Genomic DNA, 19,248 nt, shown 5'->3' with positions numbered 1-19,248 from the left:
ACAAAAAGAGTGTGACAACCCGGCGGCTTCTATGACAGTAATAGTATCGTCATAGTTTCGGCGGCGAGGTCGGTCGTGCGGACGTGCCGGGGTCGCCCCGCACTACGGTCGCTCGCAGTCACAGGCACCGCGGTCCAGCAGGTCGGCGACGTCGAACTGCCGGCCACAATCCGCACACTGGACCCGCGTCGAGACAAGCACCTGATGTGTCCCGATGCTGAGGCGGTCACTGTTCGACAGCGACGAGAGCGTCTGTTCCGTCACCACGCGCTGACGGCTCTGGAGACGCTGGAGTTCGGCCAGGCGGCGCTCGACGACGTCCCCCGTGTCCGGTGCCTCGTAGGCCGCATCGCGGTGTTTCGTGAGATAGGTGTGAATCGCCTGTCGGGTGACGAAATCCGAACGGAGAGCGTCCACGTCGACGCCGTACTCCCGAAGCTGGTTCTCGGCCTGGATACGCGTGCCACTGGTCACCTCGTCGTCGGTGAGCAGTTCGTAGAGATTGTCCACTTCGCCGGCGAGCGTCTCCACCCGGTGTTGCTCCAGCAGCGACGCGAGCAGCTGTCTGTTGAAATAGTCGGCGAGTTCGCGGAGGCTCATACGGTCCTCCTCGGCCGTCCAGTGGGCGACCAGTTCGTCCCCCAGACCGGTGAGGTCGTACGCATCCAACACCCGTGCCACCTTCCCCGTGCGTCCGGAACTGCGGGTACTGTCCTCAGCCATTACGAGACGGTTCAGTCGGGACGGTATAAAAGGATGGCGTCGGGCAACACCGTCTTTCCATGACGAAGCTATTACTGTCATAGACGCTCGTCGCCTCGTAGCCACGCCCCGACCGCCCGGCGCGAGAGGTACCGGCCGCCCGGCGCCGGTGAAAAATCATAGATAGCAATAGAGTTCGGCTTCTATATCCATATACTGGATATCTATTTCTATATTAGAGACATTCAAACATCTTACTCCGATTTATCACAATACTCTGGCCTTACCGACATAATCTGCTCTCAAAAGCCAATATTTGATAATATAAATCGCTAAGATACACTTCATTTACGTTTTCTGTGGGAAGATATCGTCCTTCGGAACTACCCGACCGCTCGACTTGGCCACACTGTCACCGTCGGTCGTCAGTCACTGACGGGTCCGTGTACCAGTACGCCCACAGAATCAACACGCCCTGCAACGGCAACCGACCCCAGCGAACGAGCGCGGCGGGGTCGCCGCCGCCGGGCAGCCCCTGGACGACGACCCCGCTGGTCGCCATGTAGACGTTCGCGGGGAAGATAGCGACGAGAAGCGCAATCGTCGCCCACGCGGCGTCCCGTCGCGTCCGCGGCCACAGGAGCCCGAACCCGACGGCGACTTCGGCGACCCCGGACAGGTAGACCAGCGCGAGCGGTGCGGGCAGTATCGGGGGCACAATCTGGACGTACAGCTCCGGGACGACGAAATGCACGAGCCCAGCGACGACGTAGGCTGGCCCCATGAGATAGAGCAACGGGCGTTTGAGCTTCGCGAGGACAGGCGACATTGTCGCCGGCTAAGCACACTGTGGTAAAGCAATTTGGGGTCGGTGACGGGGCGCGTTTAGAGACGATGGCTTACACGTACTGTCCATGGTCGAGCGCGTGTTGTGCAGAAGAGACAGGTTCGGATACGATACACCCCGCTACACCGGTACGCCTTTTACGGTCGGCGCGGAACCGAACAGGTGTGTCCGGCACTGGCCACTCCCCTCTCGAAGCGGCGATACTGCGCGACGGCGCCATCGAATCGGTCGAACCGGCCGAAATCAGCGCGGCGCTGGACGCCGAATCAGCGGCCACACGTCAGCGTGGCGCGCGTGCCTGTACGCTGCTCGCCGAGACCGACGTGGACAGCGTCCGGCCCTTCGTCGCCGAACTCGGCCGCGCGCTGGCCGACGAGAACCCGGGCGTCGTCCAGAGCGCGGCGTCGGCGCTCGTCGAGACGGCGACGGCCGACGTCGACGCGGTCACCGGCGTCGTCTCCGACGTGGCGGTGCCGATACAATCCGACCTCGGCGGGGTGCAACTGGCGGCCGCGCAACTGCTTCGGGCGGTGGCAAGCGAGGAGCCGTCCCACTGTGTCCCGGTCGCAGACGCCCTGCTCGACCGACTCGGCCGCCCCCCGGCGGCCGACAGCGACGAGCAGTCGGCCACAGTGGCTATCGACGACCGCGTCACCAGGCGAACGGTCCGACAGCACGAACAGGAAGAACGGCAACACGAGCGCGTCGCCCGCCAGATATTCGCCGACGTCGCCGTGGCGGTCGCAGAGGCGGAGCCCCCGGCGTTCGCCGACCGCGTCGAAACCCTCGCGGAACTCGTCGCCGGCGACGACGTGGTCGCCCGCGGTGCGGGGCTTGACATCCTTGGGTCGCTCTGCCGGGACGACCCGGCGACGGTCGAGGCGGCTGAGGACGCCGTCGTGGCGTGTCTCGACGCCGACGCGCCCGTCCTCAGGGCGCGGGCCGTCCGGACGCTGGGCTTCCTCGGCGACGGCGAGTACGCCGCCGTCCTCAGGGAGTGCGCAGCGGCCGAGAGCGACGACGAAATCGCGGCCTTCGCGGCCGAGACGGCCGCCTTCCTCGACGAGTGAGCCGACGGGGGCGACTGGTCCCCCCGTCAGCCGTCCATCGCTCGTTTCGTACAGTACCAGTACGTGCCACCGAAGGTGACGAGACAGCCGACGACGAGCAGCAGGTCGACGAGCGCGATGACGTACGCGGCGGTACCGGGCTGGACGAAGAGCAGCGAGAACGCGAGTAACAGGCCCATCACGATGACGACCGCGAGCAGGAGCGGAATCTGGTTGCGCTGCTCGCAGACGCCGTCGAGGAGAGCCGCTCTGAATCCCATATCTTCGCCTCCAGCCGAACGCTCATTAACGTCCCGGTCACCCTGACGGTCGTCACCGAGTGAGCGCCGGTCGGCCGGACCTGCGCCTCGACGGCAGACGGGGCGAGCTAGCGGACGCTGGTCGCGAACGCCGCGACGGCGTCCCGCCACGCCGAGACGACGGCTTCGTACTCTGGGTCGCTGTCCCAGTCGGCGATAGCGTCGTCGTCGAGACCGGCGACCGTCCGTTCGACGCCGTCCTCCCAGGCGACGGTCTGGCGAAAGTCGAGGTCGCGCTCGGCCTTCGCGGTGTCGAACACCGTCGAGAACTGGAAGTGGTCCACCAGCGGTCCCACGCGGTCGGGGACCGCCTCGCGCAGCGCGTCGGTCGGAACGTGGACCAGTTCCGGCGCCGGCGCGTCCAGCGCGGCCGCGGCCCGGCGGTGGTACTGGTTCCACGTCATCGGCTCGGTGGCCGTCACGTGGTAGGCCTCGCCGACGGCCTCCTGATTCCCGATGGCGGCGACGAACGCGGCGGCCACGTCGTCGCGGTGACACGGCGCCCACACCGACGTGCCGTCGCCGTGGACGACTATCGGTTTGCCCCGGCGGAGGCGGTCGACGTACGCGTCGCTGGAGAGGGTGTCGATGAGGCCGCCGCCGCCCCCGTAGGTATGCCACGGCCTGATACTCGTCGCCGGGAAGCCGTCGCGTCGATAGGCCTCGAACAGGCGGTCCTCGCAGGCCGCCTTGTCCGCGCCGTAGTCGCTGACCGGCGGCTCTCGGGCGGCTCGCTCGCGAATCGGCATCGTCGCCACCGGTCGGTGGTACACGTCGACGGTGCTACAGAAGATGTACTGGTCGACGTGGCCGGCGAACACCTCGATAGCCGTCTCGACCTCTGTCGGGTCGAAACCGACCATGTCGACGACACAGCCCAGTGAGAGCGAATCACGCGCCCGCACCAGCGACTCGCGGTCGGTTCGGTCCCCGGTGAGACGGTCGACCGAGGGCGGGAGGTCGGCCTCGCGTTCGCCGCGGGTGAACACTGTCACGTCGTGACCGGCCGCGGCCGCCTGTCGGGTGATAGCCGTGCTGATGAGCCCCGTCCCGCCGATGATGAGTACGTTCACACCGTCTCGACGGGCGAGGGCGAGGTAACTGTTTGGCTCCGGGACGTGCCGGACAGGGCGGCTGGCGTCGCCCTCAGTCGTCGAGCGGGGGGCTGTCCCAGTACTCGTGGTCCGGTTGCGTGCGGAAACACGCGGTGCGGTGGCCGTCTGTCTCGCCCGTCAGCGCCGGACAGGACTCGCGACACGCCTCGCGGGCCTCGGGACAGCGCGTGTGGAACCGGCAGCCACTCGGCGGGTCGACCGGGTCCGGGATGTCTATCTTCCGCATCGGCGGGTCGCTCGCGCCGGCCGCGTGCAACGCGAGATCCGGGGTCGCCCATCGCAGGACGTTCGTGTAGGGGTGGCCGGGGTCCTCGATGAGTTGCTCGGCCGGCCCGACCTCGACGAGTTCGCCGAGGTACATCACGCCGATGCGGCCGTCCCCGTGTTCGGCGAAGTACCGCGCGTTCGAGAGGTCGTGCGAGATGAACACGAACGACGTGTCGAACTCCGACTGCAGGTCGAGCATCAGGTCCATCATCTCGACGCGCAGGGAGACGTCGAGCGCGCTGATGGCCTCGTCGGCGAGGATGAGGTCGGGGTTCATCAACAGCGCCCGCGAGAGCGCGACTCGCTGTTGCTCCCCGCCGCTTAGCTGGTGTGGATACCGGTCGGCGAAGTCCGCGGCCGGGTTCATCCCGACGCGTTCGAGCAGCGAGTAGATGCGCTCGCGGCGCTCGCTGCGGCCGGCGCTTGGATGTGTCTGTTTGATGGGCTGGGCGAGGATGTCGACGATTCGCTGGTTCGGGTTCAGCGAACTCCCCGGGTCCTGGTGGATTATCTGGAGCGACGAGCGGATCTCCGAGAAGGGGATGTCGACCTCGCCGACCCCGTCCTTGGCCGCCCAGATGTCCTGCCCGCGGTAGCGGACGGTCCCCCCGGTCGGGCGCTGGAGCCCGATGGTCGTCTTGCCCAGCGTGGACTTCCCACAGCCGCTCTCACCGACGAGCGCGAGGACGTCGTTCTCCTCGATGTCGAAGGAGATGCCGTCGACCGCGCGGACGACGTCCGGTTCCTCGAAGAACTCGAGCAGTCCCTGGTCCTTCTCGAAGTGGACGTCGACGTTCTCCAGTGAGAGAAGCGGTGCATCGTCGTTCTGTGTCGTCTCGGCGACCGCGTCTGGCTGGCTCATCGTGTCTCCTCCGTGTCGGCGTCGATGCTGTCGAAGTTCAGGTCGATACGCTCTCTGGCCCGCTCCCAGTGGTGACAGGCCGTGCTGTGGCCGGGGCCGGTGTCGGCGAAGGCCGGGTCCGTCTCGCGACACTCGTCGGTCGCGAGCGGACAGCGCGGCGCGTACGAACAGCCGGCGGGCACGTTGATGGGCGCCGGGCTCTGGCCCTCGATTGCGCGCATCTCTTCGAGCGGCGCGTCGAGGTTCGGCGTGGAGTTCAGCAACGCGCGGGTGTAGGGGTGGCCGGAGTTCCCGATGAGTTGGTCCCGCGGAGCGACCTCGATGAGGTCGAAGGCGTACATCACGGCCATCCGGTCGGCCAGCGCGGCGACCAGCGGCAGGTCGTGCGTGATAAAGACCATCGTCAGGTCGTACTTCTCCTGGAGTTCCTGTAAGAGCAGCAGGATGGACCGTTGCATCAGCAGATCCAGCGCGGCCGTCGGCTCGTCCATCACGAGCACGTTCGGCTCCAGAACGAGCGAGAGCGCGATGAGCGCGCGCTGTTGCATCCCGCCCGAGAGCTCGTGTGGGTACGAGTCGAGCACCCGGTCGGGGTCGAGATACAGGTCGGAGAGGAGTTCGCGAGCCCGCTCCATCCCGTCGGTCACGTGGGCGTCGTGGGCCTTCAGCGTCTCGCGGAAGTGCCCGCCGACCTTCATCGTCGGGTTGAACGAACTCATCGCCCCCTGGAACACCATCGCGACTTCCTCCCAGCGGAACTGCCGGAGTTCCTCCGGACTGAGTTCCAGGATATCGACGGTCGTCCCGTCCGCTCTGTGATAGAGGATTTCGCCGGAGAGGTGTCCGGGGTCGGGAATCGCGTCGAGCATCGCCGAGGCGAACATCGACTTCCCGCTCCCGCTCTCGCCGACAACGCCGACCACCTCGTTGCGCTCGATGGCCATGCTCACGTCGTCCAGGACGAACGTCTCGCCGTCGTCGTAGGTGACGCGCGCGTTGCGCATCTCGAGTATCGGGTCGGTCGCTGCCATCGGGTCGCCGTGTCGTCGTTGTGTCGTCTCTGAAGCCATCTAGAGCACCTCCGTCACGGTCGCGTCGTCGTCGTCCGCCGTCGAACTGGACTCGCCGGACATCCGCGTCCGGACACGGGGGTTGAACACCCGGTCGAGCCCCTGACTCAGGAGGATGAGGCCCAGCGAGAGCCCCATAATCGCGACCATCGGCACCAGCAGCCAGTGGGCCGCGCTCCACGAGAACAGCGCCCCGCCGCTGTAGGCGAAGTTGAGCGTCACGCCCCAGTTCTGTACCGAATACGGTAACACGCCGAGGAAGTACAGCCCCACGGACGCGAACATGACGTACCGCGCGGCGAACACGAAGTTGACCGTCACGTACGGCATCAGGTTCGGGACGATGTCTTTCGCGATGATTCGAGGGGTGCTGACGCCCATCGTTCGCGACGCCTCGACGTAGTCGTTCTCGCGGATGGTGAGCACCTGCGAGCGAAGCGACCGGCCGAGACCGGCCCAGTAGCTGATGTTGATGACGACGCCCAGCAGGACGGGGTTCTGCGGGTTGAGCGTCACCGCGAGGATTATCACGAGCGGGAGGCCCGGAATCGCCATGACGAGGTCCGAGAACGACATCAGCGCCCTGTCGACGCGGCCGCCCTTGTAGCCGGCGAGGGTCCCGATCGCGACGGCGACGACCGTCGCCCACACCGCGCCGGCGGCGATCATCAACAGCATGTCCGGCGTCGAGTGGATGACGAGCGCGGCGAGGTCCGTCCCGGAGGCGGTCGTGCCGAGCGGGTACTTCATGTTCTCGAACAGCATCAGATAGCGCGGCGCCTGACTCGTCGCCGGCTCTCGCCACAGCCCAAGCACCGCGACGAGCGCCACCGTGAGATACCCCCCGAGGATGAGAAAGCCCAGTCGCGTTCGCCAGTCGGCCCACGCGACGAGCAGCGGGGTGTGAATCCGCTCGTCGTACACCTCGCGGAGCCGGTCGCGCGTCGTCACGTCCGGTGCCGACGTGCTCTCGCTTCGCCAGTCGACGCCGTCCGCCTCAGTAGGCTTCATCTGAATCACCTGCGCTAATCCGCGGGTCGATTTTGCTGTAGGTCAGGTCCGCCACGTAGACGCCGAGGACGAGCGCCACGGTGATGACGAGGAAGGTCCCCATCATCAGCGGGTAGTCGTTCGAGTTCAGCGCGGTGATGAGGTAGTAGCCGAGCCCGGTGTAGGAGAATATCTGCTCTAAGATGACGGTCCCGCCGAGTCGGAAGCCGAGCAGGAGCAGGAATCCCGTGTACATCGGCAGGATGGCGTTCCGGGCGACGTAGCGGGTCGCGATACGGCGGTCCGAGAGCCCGCGGAGGCGAGCCACCTGGACGTAGTCGTTGCCCAGTACCTGGATGCTGTTCCCGCGCATCGCGAGCGCCTGGCCGCCGATAGCACCGATGGTGTACGAGAAGATGGGCAGCACGCTGTGTTCCAGCGCGCTCAGGACGAACGGGATACCCAGCTCTCGCTCGACACTGCTCCCGATTGTCCCCGCCGTGGGGAACCAGCCGAACTGGTAGGCGAAGACGTACAGCGCGAGGACGGCGATGACGTAGAACGGCATCGACATCAGCGATATCGAGACGCCCGAGACCAGCTTGTCGAACCGGGAGCCTTCCCAGTAGGCCTGCAGCGCCCCGAGGAAGATACCGATAGCGAAGACGAGTATCGTCGAGACGAGCACGACGAAGACGGTCCACGGGGCCGAGCTGGCGAGCACCGAGACGACCGGTTCGTTGAGCGAAATCGACTCCCCGAGGTTCCCCTGGGCGAGCGCGAGCATGTAATCGATGTACTGCCGCCAGAGCGGTGCGTCCGGCCTGATGTTCTGCAGGTTGGCGATTCGGGCGTCGACCTCCGCGGCCGGCACTCCCTGCCTGAGCAACCGAGTGCGCAACAGCGTGTAGGGACCGCCGGGGAGCAGCCGTATCAGGCCGAACGTCAGCGAGGCGACCATGAAGATGGTGGCGAACACCCTGGCCGTCCGGCGCACGTAGTAGTTTACCATTGCGTACTCTCCGTCCGTCTCACTGCTCGGCCGGGCGCAACTCGCCCTGCTTGGGAAGCCAGTGCGACGGCCACTTGACGCCGCGAGCGTCGGCGTCGCTCGACGGAACGTCCCACTCGTCGCTGGTGAGCCACGACTGGTCCTGCTTCGCGACGAGGCCGAGCACCGGGAGATTCTGGTTGTTGTGCCACGCGACCCGCTGGACCGTCTCGGTGACGGCCGCCTCGTCCTGCATCGTCGCGACGGACTGTATCTCCTCGAGCGGGTTCAGCGTCGTCTCGCCCGAGCCGTCCATCGCCGGGACGGTGTGTTCGCCGTCGCTGAAGTTGTGTCCGCCGCCGACGTCGGGGATAGTCAGTTGCCACCGCAGCGGGAAGTACGGGAACGACGACCGAGCGCCGCCGGGCAGCCAGTAGAACGCGCCGATAGCGAAGTTGGACTCGCTGTACGCGCCGTAGAAGTCACTGGTCGGCACCGAGTTTATCTCGAACTCGAAGCCAAAGGAGTTCAACTGGTCGACGACGGTGTTCGTCGCGGTCGTCCAGTCGGTCCATCCTGCCGGGGTCAGGTAGCTCCCGCCGAGAGCGTCGCCGTTACCGTCGCGCCACGTCCCGCCCGACTTCGAGTAGCCGGCCTCGCGAAGCAGCGCGGCGGCCGCGTCGGACTGCGTCGCGTTCGGCCCGTAGCTCTCGAAGCTGTCGTAGGCGTCGCCGAGCCAGGACTCCTGGTCGGCCGGCGCGATGCCGGTCACCTTCGGGGCGGGATTTTTCGTGCGCGGTCCGGCGTTGTCCGCGACCTGCTGGCGGTTGATGACGTGTGCGATCGCCTGTCGCACCTGCCGGTCGCCGAAGTCCTCGTCCTCGTGGTTGAAGATGACCCCGTATCCCCAGTTCGCCGGGAGCTGGACCTCTTCGACGTGGTCCGGGAAACTGTCGACGATTTTCGGCGGGGTGAACAGGCTCGTGACGACGTCGAGTTCGCCGCCCATCAGCCCCTGCTGGAGCGCGGTGTTCTCCTGTCGGCTCAGGAGTTCGTACGTGTCGACGCCGACGTTGTCGGCGTCGTAGAAGTGCTCGTTGCGGGTGAGCGTCCAGGCCTGGTCGTTCTTCGAGTCGAGCGTGAACGGGCCGTTCCCGTGGACGTCGTCCGTCCACTCGAACTGCTGGATGGCCGCGGCGTCCTTGTCCAGGAACTCCTCGAAGACCGGCTGGTAGCCGTGAATCCGGAGGTCGCCGTTGGCCAGCGTGTGCTTCATAATCTCCGGGTTCGACGGGCGCGAGAGCGTGAGGACGACCGTCTTGTCGTCGTCCCCCTCGGCGACGCTCTCGGTGAAGTCCCACAGCGTGGCCTCGGTCTTCTCCATCAGTTTGAACTGGGTGATGACGTCGCCCGCGGTGACGTCGTCGCCGGTGTCCCACGTGAGGCCGTCACGCAGCGTCAGCGTGACCTGCTCGTCGTCGAACGACCAGTCCGACAGCCCGGCCAACTCGAACTCCTGTGTGGAGAAGTTGTAGGCGGCAAAGCGCTCGAAGATGTGGTTGCCGGCGGTCCAGTCGTAGTTCTGGGTCGCCATCGGGTTCAGGTGCATGTTCGACGGGACGCCTTCGTTCGTCGCGCCCGTGAGGGTGGTACTGCTGGACGACTCACCGCCGAGACACCCAGCGAGGGCCGCAGCTCCAGACGCACCGGTCAGTTTAGTGAATTGCCGTCGGCTAAGCATATCGCTATAGCCAGTAGTCTCTCGTGGCATTGCGTACAGTTTGAAACGTCCACGCATCCCTATTTAGTACTTCCGGTTGTTCATGGATGATTGTCCGCTTTGGCGCGACACACAGGGTGGGAGCGGTCTAGCTGCCGGCAGAAACGGGCCAGTTTGAACCCGACACGACCGGGCGGCATCTGTCTCGGTCTGCTGGCAAAATCGCCGGTACTGGCACGACAGCGCCCACGGCAGGCGTTGCCGGGGCCATGCAAAAATATAAATGGGCGTGGTGGAATCGTTCGCACGATGCAGACTAGCGATACGCAGCCCCCATACAGAGATGCGGCTGTCTCGACCCCGAAACGCGTCGCGGACTTGCTCGACCGAATGACCCTCGAAGAGAAGGTCGGGCAACTGGTCGGGACCTGGGCCGGCCACCTCGACGAGTTCAAAGACGTCGACGACGTCCGCGCCGAGGTCGTCGAACACAACGTCGGGGCCGTCGCCTCCTTCGGCTGGGGCGGCGCCGTCGACATGCGACTGGACGACATCGTCGACACCGTCAACCGACTGCAGGAGGCCGCGCTCTCGGAGACGCGGCTCGGTATCCCGCTGCTGTTCAACGTCGACGCCGTCCACGGCCACGCCTACGTCGCGGAAGGCACGGCGTTCCCGAACGGTCTGGGCGCCGCAGCGACGTGGGACGCCGACGCAGTCGAGCGCGGTGCGAGTATCACGGCGACAGAGGTCCGGCACAGCGGCGCCCACCAGAACTACTCGCCGACCTGTGACGTGGCCCGCGACCCGCGGTGGGGGCGCACGTTCGAGACATTCGGCGAGAGCCCCTACCTCTGTGCGAAACTGGCGGCCGCGAAAGTACGGGGTTACCAGGGCGACGGCATCGAGGACCCGTCGTCGGTCATCGCGACGGCGAAACACTTCCCGGCCTACAGCGAGCCCGCGCGTGGCGAGGACGCCGCGCCGGTCGAAATCTCCGAGTACCTGCTGCGAAACGTCTTCCTGCCGTCGTTCCTCGACGTGCTCGACGAGGACGTCGAGTCGGTGATGCCCTGTTACAACGCCGTCGACGGGGAGCCGGCACACGGCTCGCGGCGCTATCTGACGGACCTGCTCCGCGGGACGCTTGGCTTCGACGGCACCGTCGTCTCCGACTGGGGCGGCGTGAAGATGCTCGACGCGGACCACAAGATAACCGCCGACCACCGCGACTCCGTCCGCCAGACCCGGGAGGCGGGCCTCGACATCGCGTCCGTCGACGCCGTCGACCACGCCGACCACCTCGTCTCGCTGGTCGAACGGGGCGAAGTGGCCGAGGCCGTCGTCGACGACAGCGTCGAACGCGTCCTCGAACAGAAGTTCCGACTGGGCCTGTTCGAGGACGCCGTCGTCGACCCGAGCGAGGCCCGCGACGTGGTCGGGGCCGACGCCCACCGCGAGGCGTCGCTCGAGGTCGCACGCGACGCGATGACCCTCCTGAAAAACGACGAGCTCCTCCCGCTGGATGGGGACGCGGACGTCCTCGTCGCCGGGCCGAACGCCGACGACGCGGTCCACCAGCTCGGCGGGTGGAGTGTCCCGGACCCCGAGGGGACCGACGTCGTGACGATTCGGGACGGTATCGAGGCGACCACGTCCGGCAGCGTCGTCTACGAGCAGGGGGCGACGATGAACGAGACGCTGGACGTCGAGGCGGCCGTCGAGGCCGCCGAAGACGCCGACGTCGCCGTCGTCGCCGTCGGCGAACCGTGGTACCTCCACGAGTTCGGCCCGAGCGTCGACACCGGCACCGAGCCCGACGAGTTCCCGAACCGACACACCCTCCACCTGCCCGACGCCCAGCGCAAACTCGCCGCGGCGCTGGAGGCGTCGGGAACCCCCGTCGTCGGCGTGCTGGTCACGGGCCGACCGCTAATCGTCGACTGGATGGCCGAGCACGTCCCGGCCATCCTCATGGCGTACTACCCCGGGACGATGGGCGGGCAGGCCGTCGCAGAGACGCTCTTCGGCGAGAACGAGCCGAGCGGTCGACTGCCCATCTCGATTCCGAAGTCCGAGGGTCACCTGTCGACCCGATTCAACCACTTCCCACACCCGACCCCCATCGGACAGGACGAACACCCCTCGTCGTACGACCCGCTGTTCGAGTTCGGCCACGGCCGCAGCTACGCCGACTTCGAGTACGGCGACGTGGCGCTGACCGAGTCGACCGTCGGGCCACACGACACGACGACGGTCCGGGTCCCGGTCGAGAACGTCGGTGACCGCGCGGGCAGCGACGTGGTCCAGGTGTACGTCACGAACCACGCGAGTTCGCGTATCACGCCGGTCCGTGAACTCCGTGGCTTCGAGCGCGTCTCGCTCGACGGCGGCGAGAGCGCGACGGCGGAAGTCGAACTCGACGCGGCCGAACTGGGACAGGTCGGCGAGGACGGGGACAGACAGACCGACGCCGGCGCGTACTCGGTGCAGGTCGGCGACCAGACGGTCGAACTCACCGTCGAGACGACCTACGACTGACCGACGCCGTCGAACGATATCGCCTCCAGCGTGATTTTCTGGGCCTCGATGTCCTCGAACACCGCGCCCCACCCGCCGACCGTGAGTTGCTCGTCCCCGGTGTCGAGTGTCACCACCGCGTACGTCGAGAGTTGTTCGAGCGACGGCGAATCGTCGGTGACCGCGTCGGGGTAGTAGATGTCCGTGACCGTCCCCGTGACCGTGCGGAACTCGTCGGCCGCCACGTCGATGCCCGAGACGGTGACGGCGACGTTTCCGCCGTCGTGGTGCAGCGCGGAGATGTCCCTGATGAACTCCTTGAGACTGATGTACGGCTTCGGACGGTCCTGGTCCCCGACCAGCGGCGGCCACGGGTACCAGAGACAGGTCTGGTAGTACCAGTGATTGATAAACGAGAGGATGTTGTCGTTGATGAGGATGCCGTAGTTCTCCGCGGCCCGCGAGTTCGGGGCGAAATAGGTTCGACTCCGGTCGAGCACGGCGATGAACGGGCCGGGTATCTTGACGACGCGCACTTCGAGGTTCGTCCGGGAGAGGTCCCAGGCCTCGCTTCGCTCCGTCAGGTCGGATTCGTAGTAGATAGCGACGTGGACGATGACGCCCCGCTTGGCGGCCGAGTACAGCGCCGTCCGCAGCGACTCGAACTGGTCGGCGGTCAGCGCGACTTCGACCGCGACGTCGGTCTCTCGGACCCGGTTCCGGACGTGTTCGAGCACCGTGTCGGCGTGTTTGACGACCCCGACGCGGTGGTCCTTGAGGTCCGGTTGCTCCCACCGGTCTTCGAGTTCCTCGGCGGCCTCGGTGAAGAGTTCCCCCCGTTCGCGCAGGTGGGTGAGGATGTCGACGGGGTCGGCCGGTTCCGCGTGCAGTCGGTCCTGGTCTATCGTGTCGACGAACCCCTTGGACTCCAGCGACCGGAGCGTGTCGTACACCTGTGACGTCGGGACGCCGGATTTCTTCGCCACGTCGACGGCGGGGAGGCGCCCGTAGTCGACGAGCGTGAGATACGCCTCGGCCTCGTAGGCCGTGAGGTCGGCGTTCTCCAGTGCCTGTTTGAGCGTGTCTCGGTCCATAACCGATAGCGTGTGGCTGACCGTATGAATCTTTACCGCGCCCGCTGAGGCGTCATTCTCGAATTCTGAGACGTACGTTCGAGGGAATAGTCATACGAACGTAACGTAATCTGTCTAATCCTATATGTCTCCCAGACGGCCGATTTGAGGAACTTTAGGTCGTATGAGTCGATTTCGATTTGTTGTCTGCCTCCGACTCATTACTATCCCGATATATCTCGAATCGGTGTGTAAGAACTATATTAATATTCTTTCTTATACTTCACACCGGTGGTGGGGCGCCGGACGACCGCTCGACGACACTGGAGACCGATAGCACGGAGAGTTGCATCGGCGGACGGGGTTGGGGTAGCGAGCGGGGTGGCGAACCCAGTTCTGAAACACCTTTAGTGCGTTTCAGCTCGAGGCAGTTCCGCCCGCCAAATCGAAACACCGTAACCCTGTTTCAATCAGGAGCGCGAAACGGTCGGCCGTCTCGAGGCGCGGTGAGCCCGGCCCGGTCAGTTACACACCTACCGGCGCTGTGAACGGCCAACTCAGCATATCAAAATTCCGATTAGAACAAGAATATCTAATATAATATACACAGGCCTCTCTGAATACAAACGCAGATTCTCGCTCCATAAATAGATTCAGACACGTGTATTTTACCCTATATTACAGCATATACCATCATATTTATCGCCTGTATTGCCGAAATATCTCAGAATAACTCAGAATGGTAGAGAGAACGTCACTTCTCGGAAATTGCATTCGCTACCCGAAGCGCCGTATTCGAGCGGAGCTTTTCTGAGTTACCTCAGAAATACATGTAGTTAGTAATACTGTCATAATTGCGTCGGTACGGTCGGGGCGAACGCAGCTACCGCCCGTGCGGATTCGAAGCGGCAGCGGTCGTCGAGTTCACCGCCGACGTGTCGTCGACACGGGGGTCCGCGAACTGTTATCCGTCAACGGGCCGTCGAGAGGGTATGGTCATCTCCACGAAATCGGTCTGGGGCGAGTTCACGGACGAACTGGTACTCGAGTACGACGACGCGACAGTCTACGGCGACTTCGAACAGGAGCGAGTGCTGCACGAGGGGAGCGTTCGCGTGCTCCCGAACGGCTGGGTCGCGCTCCCGACCGGTCGGCTGCTCTCGCCCGACGCCGTCCACCACGTCGACCCGTGACCCGCTCGTGTCGCGGCTCTCGGTAACTATTCGTCGACCCGACCGGAAGCAGGGACGATGACCGCTCGAACGGCGATACAGCTCTACACGTTACGCGACGTCGAGGCCGACCTCGAAACGCTGCTGGAACGGGTCGCGGCGGCCGGCTACGACGGCGTCGAGTTCGCGTCCCGACTGCCCGAGAGCGACCCCGAGACGACGGCGGCGACGCTCGAACGTCTCGGCCTCTCGGTCGCTGGCATCCACGCCGCCGTCGGCTCGCTGCCCGGAGCCCACCCCTCGGCGATGAGTCGGGCGCGGGTTGTCGAACTCTGTCGCGCAGTGGGGACCACGAACGCCGTCGTTCCGTATCTGGACGCCGCGTGTTTCGAAGACGAAGCGGCCGTGGCGGAGACGGCGAGCGCCCTCTCGGCGCTCGCCGAGGCGCTCGCCGACGCGGACGTCCGACTCCACTACCACAACCACGACCAGGAGTTCCAGCGAATCGACGGCGAATACGCCCTCGAACGGGTACTGGCACAGACAGACGTCGAACTGGAACTGGACGCGGGCTGGGCCGCCTACGCCGGGGCGGACCCGGCCGCGCTGCTGGACCGGTACGCCGACCGAATCTCGCTCGTTCACGTCAAAGACGTCGACGCCGAAACCGGGAGGGCGACGCGACTCGGCACGGGCTGTCTCGACCTGGACCGACTCGGCGAGCGACTGCGGGACTCGGCCGTCGAGTGGGCCATCTACGAACACGACTGCCCCGAGACGCCCCTCGACGCGACGGCCGAGGACCGGCACCGACTCGAAGCGCGAGTGCTCGACAGATAGCGTCGATGCGGCCGTGTCGGGAGACGCCGGTCGCGTCGCCCGTTCTCGTATCGGCCCGGCGCGCCGACTCCGAGAGACCACTGACTAACTGGTTAATCAAAATCCTCTTAACTGACTAGTCAGTAAGTCACGGTACGATGAGTTCAGAGAGCACCGCCGAAATCATGGCGGCGACGGGCCGTGCGCTCTGCGAGCACGGCTACGCCGACCTCACGATGCAGCGAATCGCCGACGAATCGTCGGTCACGTCGGCGGCGATACACTACCACTTCGACACGAAAGAGGAGCTGTTGAACGCGTTCCTCGACGACCTGCTGGACCGCTTCGAGTCGCGACTGGCCTGCGAGGCCCGGGACCCGCGCGACCGGCTGACCGACTTTCTCGACGCCGTCTTCGAGGAGTCCTCGTCCGACCACGACGACTTCCCGGTCGCGCTGATGGAACTGAAAGCGCAGGCGCCGTACCACGACCTCTTTCGCGAGCGGTTCGTCGAACTCGACGAGGTCGTGTGTGACGTCGTCGGGACGGCCGTCCGCGACGGCATCGAGGACGGTCACTTCGACGACGCCGACCCCGACGAGGTAGCACGGCTCGTCGCGACGATGATAAACGGCGCACACGTCCGGTCGGTGGCACTCGGTGAGCGGACCGACCGGACCCGCGAGACCATCGAGGGGACGCTGGCGCTGCACCTGGGCTGGACGCCCGGCTCGGAGGTGGCGGCGTGAGCCTGTTCAAGGGACAGGAGGAGCTGAATCTCACGGACGGGGACATCCTCAAGCCGCTTGTGTTCCTCTCCCTGCCAATCGTCATCACGAACCTCCTCCAGACCGCCTACAACCTCGCGGACACCTTCTGGCTCGGGCGGTACTCGACGGACGCGCTGGCGGCCATCTCCTTTGGCTTCCCGATGGTGTTTCTCCTGATTTCACTCGGGATGGGCCTCTCGGTCGCTGGGAGCGTCCTCGTCGCCCAGCACACCGGGGCCGAGGAGACGCGGAAAGCGGAGTACGCGGCCTCGCAGACGTTCACCTTCGCCTTCGCTGCCTCGTTGACACTCGGGCTCGTCGCCTATCCGTTCGTCCGCCCGTTCCTCGACTTCCTCGGGGCCTCGCCCGACGTCCTCCCGGGCGCGACGGCGTACATGCAGGTCATCGCGCTCGGGCTGCCGTTCATGTTCGGCTTCTTCGTGTTCATCTCCCTGATGCGCGGGGCCGGTGACACTATCACGCCCATGCTCGTGATGCTGGGGACGGTCGTCCTCAACGTCGTGCTGGACCCGTTCCTCATCAACGGCTGGGACGTGGGACCCATCGCCGTCCCCGAACTGGGCATCCAGGGGGCGGCCGTCGCGACCGTATTCTCCCGGAGCCTGGCGATGGTCGTCGGTCTCGGTATCATGCTCTCGGGGAGCCGCGGCATCCAGATTCACCTCTCGGACCTCGCGCCTGACTTCCAGTACCTCCGAAAGATTCTGGAAATCGGCGTCCCGGCGAGCATCGAGGGGACCGGTCGGGCCCTCTCCATCAACGCCTTGCTCGTCGTCGTCGGCCTGTTCTCGACGACGGTCGTCGCGGCCTTTGGTATCGGGACGCGCGTGTTCTCGGTCATCTTCCTGCCGGCCATCGCCGTCGCCCGCGGCGTCGAGACGATGAGCGGGCAGAACATCGGGGCCGGCAAGTACGACCGCGCCGAGCAGGCCAACTACCTCGCGGCCAAGGGGCTGTTCGCTATCCTCGCGCTCATGGGCGTGGCTATCTTCCTCGTGCCTCGGCCCATCGTCGCCGTGTTCACCGACGACCCGGCCGTCGTCGCCGAGGGGGCGACGTTCCTGCGGTACGTCTCGCTCTCCTTTGGCTTCATCGGCATCATGCGGGCCTTCACCGGCGGGTTCCGCGGCGCGGGCAAGACGCTCGTCGCCGCCGCCATCTCCGTCACGACCCTCGCCGTCATCCGACTGCCAATCGCCTACGTCGCCTCCCAGTATCGGCTGCCGGTTCCGTTCGCCGACGCTATCTTCGGCGTCCGCGGCATCTGGCTCGCCTTCTTCGTCTCGAACGTGGCCGGCGCGACCATCGCGTGGCTGTGGTTCCGCCGCGGCACGTGGCGCGACGGTGACGTTCGCGGGCCGGCGGGCTCGACGGACGCCGATTTCGAAGAGGAGTTCGAGGCCCCGGCGGTCGACGACTGAGCGCCGCCGTCGGCGGGGTCATCAGGTTCCGACGGCGCTGTCAGGAGGGGGGTTTGCGATTTCGACCGTCGGGACGTAGAGAACTACGACGCCTCCCAGAAGAAGGACGACAAGGATAGCGGAGACGACTGGCTCGACGAACCACCCCGTCCGAAACACGGCCGGCCAGCGTCCACGGGCCGCAAGAGCACGCCGAAGGTGAGGCAGTCGAACAGTGACCTCACCGCCCCGAAGGTGAGTCGTCTCTCGCCGACTCAACTGAAGTCGATGAGCGGCTTGATGATACCCTCCGCTTTCGTGTCCATCAGGTGGAACGCCTCGTCGACGTCCTCGAAGTCGAACTCGTGGGTCGTCATCGGCGTCGGGTCGACGCGGTCGCGCTCCAGCAGTCGGAGCAGCCGGCGGAGGCGGAGCCGGCCGCCGGGACACAGCGACGTGACGATGTCCGTCTCGGCCATGCCGACGCCCCACTCCGCGCGTGGAATCTCGACGTACTCGCCCTCGCCGTGGTAGCCGACGTTGGAGACGACACCGCCGGGTTTGGTCACCTCGACGCAGTGTTTGAACGTCTCGTTGGCGCCCAGCGCTTCGATGGCCGCGTCGACGCCCTCGCCGTCGGTCAGGTCGGCTATCGCCTCGACGACGTCGGTCTCGGTGTAGTCGACGATCTCGTCGGCGCCGTACTGTTGTGCGAGTTCCTGCCGTCTTTCGACGCTCTCGACGGCGATGACCTGCCCCGCGCCCTGCAGCACCGCGCCTTTCGTCGCCATCAACCCGACCGGCCCCTGCGCGAAGACGGCGACGGTGCCCCCGACGGGGATGGCGGCCCGTTCGGCGGCGCTGAACCCCGTGCTCATCATATCGGCGACGTAGACAGCAGCCTCGTCAGCGACAGTATCGGGGATGTGAGCCATATTGGCGTCGGCCTCGTTGACGTGGAACCGCTCGGCGAAGACGCCGTCTCTGACGTTCGCGAACTGCCATCCGCCCAGCGCCTGATTCGATTGGGAGGGGTGGCCGTCCTGGGCCGCGAGCGAGCCCCACTCGGGCGTTATCGCGCCGACGGCGACGCGGTCGCCCGGCTCGAAGACGGAGACATCGCTGCCGACCTCCTCGACCACACCCACGGCTTCGTGGCCGAGTGTGATGTCGTCGCGCTCGCCGATGGCGCCGTGGACCGTGTGGACGTCGGAGGTACAGACGAGGCCTTTCGTCGGTCGAACGACGGCGTCGTCCGGCCCCGGTTCCGGCGGCTCCTTCTCGACGAATCCCGTCTCACCGATGTTGTGCATGACGTATGCTTTCATGGGTCAGACCTCGGTAGGACCGTAGCGCCGAGTGACTATTCAATCGCGTTCTTTCGTTCGTCCGGCAGGAACGTACCAGACGCTCCCCACCACCGGCGACAGTCGTGTCGCCCTCGGCCAGCTATCCACCGGGACTCGGGCCCATCTTCGTCGCTTCGCTTCTGACAGGCTTGGTACGCCGGTGTGGGCCGACCCGGGGTCGGCGCCGTCCC

General features: G+C 65.8%; 17 protein-coding genes. 6 read left to right on the top strand and 11 right to left on the bottom strand.

What is annotated here, in order from left to right:
- Positions 1–102: 102 nt before the first annotated feature.
- Both rdfA and NDI86_RS11435 read right to left on the bottom strand, forming a co-directional pair.
- The gene (gene rdfA, locus NDI86_RS11440) at positions 103–723 is read right to left on the bottom strand and encodes a rod-determining factor RdfA (RefSeq protein WP_310900555.1); all 621 of its coding nucleotides are present in this window, start codon (positions 721–723) and stop codon (positions 103–105) included.
- A gap of 391 nt (positions 724–1,114) precedes the next feature.
- On the bottom strand, positions 1,115–1,531 hold the full coding sequence (locus tag NDI86_RS11435; protein ID WP_310900554.1) for a DoxX family protein: 417 nt from the start codon (positions 1,529–1,531) through the stop codon (positions 1,115–1,117).
- Positions 1,532–1,713: 182 nt separating this feature from the next.
- Between NDI86_RS11435 and NDI86_RS11430 the strand changes: the two genes are divergently transcribed.
- Positions 1,714–2,619 (top strand): hypothetical protein, encoded by a 906-nt coding sequence (locus NDI86_RS11430; RefSeq protein ID WP_310900553.1) that lies wholly within the window; start codon positions 1,714–1,716, stop codon positions 2,617–2,619.
- A gap of 26 nt (positions 2,620–2,645) precedes the next feature.
- On the opposite strand, the gene NDI86_RS11425 is transcribed toward NDI86_RS11430, so the two are convergent.
- The 7 genes from NDI86_RS11425 to NDI86_RS11395 form a co-directional block, all read right to left on the bottom strand.
- Positions 2,646–2,879, bottom strand: coding sequence for a hypothetical protein (locus tag NDI86_RS11425; protein ID WP_310900552.1), 234 nt, complete (start codon positions 2,877–2,879; stop codon positions 2,646–2,648).
- A 107-nt stretch (positions 2,880–2,986) separates the two neighbouring features.
- The gene (locus tag NDI86_RS11420; protein ID WP_310900551.1) at positions 2,987–3,991 is read right to left on the bottom strand and encodes an NAD-dependent epimerase/dehydratase family protein; all 1,005 of its coding nucleotides are present in this window, start codon (positions 3,989–3,991) and stop codon (positions 2,987–2,989) included.
- Between the two features lie 73 nt (positions 3,992–4,064).
- Positions 4,065–5,162 carry an oligopeptide/dipeptide ABC transporter ATP-binding protein gene (locus tag NDI86_RS11415; protein WP_310900550.1) on the bottom strand — a complete coding sequence of 366 codons (1,098 nt, stop codon included), beginning with the start codon at positions 5,160–5,162 and terminating at the stop codon, positions 4,065–4,067.
- Positions 5,159–6,232 carry an ABC transporter ATP-binding protein gene (locus NDI86_RS11410; protein ID WP_310900549.1) on the bottom strand — a complete coding sequence of 358 codons (1,074 nt, stop codon included), beginning with the start codon at positions 6,230–6,232 and terminating at the stop codon, positions 5,159–5,161. The genes NDI86_RS11415 and NDI86_RS11410 overlap by 4 nt, the downstream gene beginning before the upstream one ends.
- The gene (locus tag NDI86_RS11405) at positions 6,233–7,243 is read right to left on the bottom strand and encodes an ABC transporter permease (RefSeq protein ID WP_310900548.1); all 1,011 of its coding nucleotides are present in this window, start codon (positions 7,241–7,243) and stop codon (positions 6,233–6,235) included.
- Positions 7,230–8,234 (bottom strand): ABC transporter permease, encoded by a 1,005-nt coding sequence (locus NDI86_RS11400; protein ID WP_310900547.1) that lies wholly within the window; start codon positions 8,232–8,234, stop codon positions 7,230–7,232. The genes NDI86_RS11405 and NDI86_RS11400 overlap by 14 nt, the downstream gene beginning before the upstream one ends.
- Positions 8,235–8,253: 19 nt before the next feature.
- On the bottom strand, positions 8,254–9,822 hold the full coding sequence (locus NDI86_RS11395) for an ABC transporter substrate-binding protein (RefSeq protein WP_310900546.1): 1,569 nt from the start codon (positions 9,820–9,822) through the stop codon (positions 8,254–8,256).
- A 420-nt stretch (positions 9,823–10,242) separates the two neighbouring features.
- Here NDI86_RS11395 and NDI86_RS11390 point away from each other — a divergent pair, with 420 nt between their 5' ends.
- Positions 10,243–12,474 (top strand): glycoside hydrolase family 3 N-terminal domain-containing protein, encoded by a 2,232-nt coding sequence (locus NDI86_RS11390; RefSeq protein ID WP_310900545.1) that lies wholly within the window; start codon positions 10,243–10,245, stop codon positions 12,472–12,474.
- Here NDI86_RS11390 and NDI86_RS11385 read toward each other — a convergent pair.
- Positions 12,465–13,547: a TrmB family transcriptional regulator gene (locus tag NDI86_RS11385; RefSeq protein ID WP_310900544.1), complete on the bottom strand. Its 1,083-nt coding sequence runs from the start codon at positions 13,545–13,547 to the stop codon at positions 12,465–12,467. The two genes, NDI86_RS11390 and NDI86_RS11385, sit on opposite strands and share 10 nt — an antisense overlap.
- 971 nt (positions 13,548–14,518) lie before the next feature.
- Between NDI86_RS11385 and NDI86_RS11380 the strand changes: the two genes are divergently transcribed.
- The 4 genes from NDI86_RS11380 (at position 14,519) to NDI86_RS11365 (ending at position 17,729) form a co-directional block, all read left to right on the top strand.
- Positions 14,519–14,719: a hypothetical protein gene (locus tag NDI86_RS11380; RefSeq protein ID WP_310900543.1), complete on the top strand. Its 201-nt coding sequence runs from the start codon at positions 14,519–14,521 to the stop codon at positions 14,717–14,719.
- A gap of 57 nt (positions 14,720–14,776) precedes the next feature.
- Positions 14,777–15,538, top strand: a complete 762-nt coding sequence (locus NDI86_RS11375; protein ID WP_310900542.1) for a sugar phosphate isomerase/epimerase family protein — start codon at positions 14,777–14,779, stop codon at positions 15,536–15,538.
- Positions 15,539–15,675: 137 nt separating this feature from the next.
- Positions 15,676–16,266, top strand: a complete 591-nt coding sequence (locus NDI86_RS11370) for a TetR/AcrR family transcriptional regulator (protein ID WP_310900541.1) — start codon at positions 15,676–15,678, stop codon at positions 16,264–16,266.
- Entirely contained in the window at positions 16,263–17,729 is a 1,467-nt protein-coding gene (locus NDI86_RS11365; protein WP_310900540.1) for an MATE family efflux transporter, read from the top strand. Before NDI86_RS11370 ends, NDI86_RS11365 begins: the two co-directional genes overlap by 4 nt.
- Before the next feature lie 254 nt (positions 17,730–17,983).
- Here the strand turns inward: NDI86_RS11365 and NDI86_RS11360 are convergent, their stop codons facing one another.
- Positions 17,984–19,036, bottom strand: coding sequence for a zinc-binding dehydrogenase (locus NDI86_RS11360; RefSeq protein ID WP_310900539.1), 1,053 nt, complete (start codon positions 19,034–19,036; stop codon positions 17,984–17,986).
- Positions 19,037–19,248 lie beyond the last annotated feature (212 nt).

It is taken from the genome of Haloarcula onubensis, from assembly GCF_031624605.1.
Lineage (GTDB): Archaea > Halobacteriota > Halobacteria > Halobacteriales > Haloarculaceae > Haloarcula > Haloarcula onubensis.
The sequence above is the reverse complement of the archived record's forward strand: the minus strand, read 5'-3'. Positions and strand labels throughout refer to the sequence as shown.

Excerpts from the sequence above, each read along its gene's own strand:
- NDI86_RS11410 (WP_310900549.1), bottom strand. The coding sequence starts at position 6,232 with ATGGCTTCAGAGACGACACAACGACGACACGGCGACCCGATGGCAGCG.
- NDI86_RS11425 (WP_310900552.1), bottom strand. The coding sequence starts at position 2,879 with ATGGGATTCAGAGCGGCTCTCCTCGACGGCGTCTGCGAGCAGCGCAAC.
- NDI86_RS11400 (WP_310900547.1), bottom strand. The coding sequence starts at position 8,234 with ATGGTAAACTACTACGTGCGCCGGACGGCCAGGGTGTTCGCCACCATC.
- NDI86_RS11435 (WP_310900554.1), bottom strand. The coding sequence starts at position 1,531 with ATGTCGCCTGTCCTCGCGAAGCTCAAACGCCCGTTGCTCTATCTCATG.
- rdfA (WP_310900555.1), bottom strand. The coding sequence starts at position 723 with ATGGCTGAGGACAGTACCCGCAGTTCCGGACGCACGGGGAAGGTGGCA.
- NDI86_RS11375 (WP_310900542.1), top strand. The coding sequence starts at position 14,777 with ATGACCGCTCGAACGGCGATACAGCTCTACACGTTACGCGACGTCGAG.
- NDI86_RS11415 (WP_310900550.1), bottom strand. The coding sequence starts at position 5,162 with ATGAGCCAGCCAGACGCGGTCGCCGAGACGACACAGAACGACGATGCA.
- NDI86_RS11405 (WP_310900548.1), bottom strand. The coding sequence starts at position 7,243 with ATGAAGCCTACTGAGGCGGACGGCGTCGACTGGCGAAGCGAGAGCACG.
- NDI86_RS11385 (WP_310900544.1), bottom strand. The coding sequence starts at position 13,547 with ATGGACCGAGACACGCTCAAACAGGCACTGGAGAACGCCGACCTCACG.
- NDI86_RS11395 (WP_310900546.1), bottom strand. The coding sequence starts at position 9,822 with ATGCACCTGAACCCGATGGCGACCCAGAACTACGACTGGACCGCCGGC.
- NDI86_RS11370 (WP_310900541.1), top strand. The coding sequence starts at position 15,676 with ATGAGTTCAGAGAGCACCGCCGAAATCATGGCGGCGACGGGCCGTGCG.
- NDI86_RS11390 (WP_310900545.1), top strand. The coding sequence starts at position 10,243 with ATGCAGACTAGCGATACGCAGCCCCCATACAGAGATGCGGCTGTCTCG.
- NDI86_RS11380 (WP_310900543.1), top strand. The coding sequence starts at position 14,519 with ATGGTCATCTCCACGAAATCGGTCTGGGGCGAGTTCACGGACGAACTG.
- NDI86_RS11360 (WP_310900539.1), bottom strand. The coding sequence starts at position 19,036 with ATGAAAGCATACGTCATGCACAACATCGGTGAGACGGGATTCGTCGAG.